This window comes from Streptomyces sp. NPDC041796 (assembly GCF_055590785.1).
In genome coordinates this window covers 1-2,572 of record NZ_JBVJAH010000089.1, presented here as the reverse complement: position 1 = coordinate 2,572, position 2,572 = coordinate 1, and the positions used below count along the sequence as shown (strand labels likewise).

The 2,572-nt window shown below is 64.4% G+C and carries 3 protein-coding genes; all 3 read right to left on the bottom strand.

Annotation, left to right across the window (positions count from 1 at the left end; all coding sequences use genetic code 11):
- Positions 1-79: 79 nt before the first annotated feature.
- The 3 genes from ACZ6C1_RS38935 to ACZ6C1_RS38925 all read right to left on the bottom strand — a co-directional run bounded on the left by ACZ6C1_RS38935 (position 80) and on the right by ACZ6C1_RS38925 (position 2,466).
- Positions 80-655, bottom strand: coding sequence for a hypothetical protein (locus ACZ6C1_RS38935; RefSeq protein WP_469247752.1), 576 nt, complete (start codon positions 653-655; stop codon positions 80-82).
- A gap of 685 nt (positions 656-1,340) precedes the next feature.
- Entirely contained in the window at positions 1,341-1,916 is a 576-nt protein-coding gene (locus ACZ6C1_RS38930) for a group II intron maturase-specific domain-containing protein (RefSeq protein WP_469247750.1), read from the bottom strand.
- Between the two features lie 73 nt (positions 1,917-1,989).
- A complete protein-coding gene (locus ACZ6C1_RS38925) occupies positions 1,990-2,466 on the bottom strand; it encodes a reverse transcriptase domain-containing protein (protein WP_469247748.1) in 477 nt (158 codons plus the stop codon).
- Positions 2,467-2,572: the final 106 nt, after the last annotated feature.

Sequence of the window (2,572 nt, the reverse complement as noted above, 5' to 3'; positions counted from 1 at the left end):
GTCCCTCAGCCCGTCGAAGAAATTCCGGTACGCGGTGTCCAGATCTCGAAGGGACTGCTGGAGAACGACTGCGGAGACCTCACAGAGCCAGGCGCTCAAAGCATGCCGCGATATCCCCTTCCACCACCCACTCATAGCGATGAGGGGCGCCGGCGAAGGTGCGGATCTCGGCGATCGCGTCGTGGGCCCGCCGATTGGGCCGGAACCCGTACGAGCACGGATCGAAATCCGCCTCGAAAATCGGCTCCAGTACCAGTTTCAGCGCAGCTTGCACAACGCGACGCACAGTGGGAATACCCAGACGGCGCATATCCTTCTTCCCGCCCGCCTTCGGAATCATCCGTTCGCGGACGGGGAGCGGACGGAATCGCTGTGCCTTCACGTCCTCGCGAACCTCAGCGAGGAAAACTCCCACGCCTCGGCGCTGTTCAACGTAGAAAGCACTCTCTCCGTCCACTCCGGCCGACCGGGCACCCTTGTTGGCCCGCACTCGCTCCCAGGCGATCAGGAGGAAGGCGGGATCACAGACGAGATTGAACAAATCATGAAACCTGCGACCTGGATCGTCGGTCGCCCAACGGTGCAGCTTGGCCTGGATCTCCCGTACCCTGCGCTCAGCGCCGAACAACGTGAGCACTGGGTCGTCGGTATTCACCGGCGACCTCCGGGCATTCCAGCATCCTTACTGCCGACTTGCTGGCCCCCTTCGCCATGCACGGACCTCTCGTCCGCTCGGACTACTACGGAGCCTCCGCCCCATCCCACGACCATCGGTCGCCGACGGACCTGCCCTTCGGTGCCCTAGCTGGAACACCGCGAGGGCGGCCGTGGATGGTTCCCACGTTCACCGCTAACCGTTCGACGAGGGAGGTGCCCAGCTATACCCCGGCAGCCTCGCCACGAGTACGCCGCAGAAATTCCTCGTGGCCTCCTCACCGGCCTATACATTCCGGCTTCGGAGTCACCCGCCTCGCATTCACGGCGGGTGCGCAAACCGGCCCATATCCACCAGATTTGACCCGGCTCGACGCTTACGGGGCGTCATCCACTGGTTCACTCTCGTTGTACCTTCCGGCCTTGCTCACCGGACCCGGCTGGTCTGGTAGTTCCCAGCCGTCCCGACTTCGTCAGGGCTGCTTTCCGCCCTCCCCGGCGTTCCCCGGATCGGACTGCCCTCGGCTTCTACCTGGCCGCTGCGACGGCCTGGCGGTGGAGTAGGGGTCGGACCGGGGCGCGGTACTGGTCTTGTGACCAGCCCGTTTCCCCGGCCCGCCCTCCGCACCGGACATGCGACTCTCACCGCATCCGGCGCTCCACGGGCTCCCATGGGACCGCGCGGTTCACACCACTGCGGCTTTCGCCCACGGTGTTAGGATGTTGTATCCGCGCCAGCGATAGCGGGTCACTTTCACCCGCTGCGGGACGAACAACGTGATCCCGTCCTCCTCGGGCCGCCAGCCGGGCTCACCGATCAGATAGCGACGCCGCAGAGTCTTCCAGTCGATCCCGGGATGCTGCTTCCTCAGCCACAACGTCACTCGACGCCAGCAGAAGTCGTCGAGATAGTGAAACGTGGCTGTGGACGACCCGAACCGGAAGTAGTAACACCACCCCCGCACCGCCGAGTTGAGCTGACGAAGCAGGTCGGCGAGGGTTCGCTGACCTCTCTTATTGGTCACCGCCCGCACTTTGCCCGTGATGGAGGCGAGCGCCTTCTTCGACGGATAGGTGTAGACGTAGAACTCGCTGGTACCTCTCTTGCGTCTCCGCTGGATACGGAAGCCGAGGAAGTCCAGGCCCTCGTCAATGTGGCAGACACGGGTCTTGGTCTCAGACAGGTGCAGCCCCAACGGGGCGAGCACAGCTGCGACCTCCTCCCACAGCGCATCCGCGTGAGCTCGGGTGCCACACACCATGATCAGGAAATCGTCCGCGTAGCGGACGATCCGCTATGTGGCGCCTCCGCGTCGGCGGTGGGCTGTCCGCCTGTTACCTGCCGTGGGCATCCCACTTGGCGCAGAAGTGTTCATCCAGCGCCGAGAGGGCGATGTTCGCCAGCAGTGGTGAGGCGATGCCGCCTTGGGGTGTGCCGGTGTTCGTGTCCCTGGTCTCGCCGTCGGCGGACATGATGCCCGCCTTCAGGAATGCCTTGACCAGGGCGAGAACCCGCTTGTCGCCGACTCGTCGGCGCATCCGCTCAAGAAGGGCGGAGTGCGCGATGTTGTCGAAGCACGCTTCGATGTCCGCATCCAGCACCCAGTGGTATCCCTTGGTGCCGAAGTGATGGACCTCGGCGATGGCGTCGTGGGCCCGTCGTTCGGGGCGAAAGCCGTAGCTGACCGGCTTGAAGGACGCCTCGAAGATCGGTTCCAGGACCAGCACGAGCGAGGCTTGCACGAGCCTGTCCATCGCGGTGGGAATTCCCAGCCTCCTGAGCTTTCCTCCGCTGCCCGGCTTGGGGATCATGCGCTCCCGCACTGAGCTTGTTCAGCGGTGAGTCTCGAGAGTGAGGATGGCTTTGCCGATGACGTCATCCGGCTCGGTTTGCAGCGGGCTTTGCGGAGGATCCGCC

Bases quoted from the DNA above. Each gene is read 5' to 3' on its own strand.
- ACZ6C1_RS38930 (WP_469247750.1), bottom strand. From the start codon at position 1,916: ATGGTGTGTGGCACCCGAGCTCACGCGGATGCGCTGTGGGAGGAGGTC.
- ACZ6C1_RS38925 (WP_469247748.1), bottom strand. From the start codon at position 2,466: ATGATCCCCAAGCCGGGCAGCGGAGGAAAGCTCAGGAGGCTGGGAATT.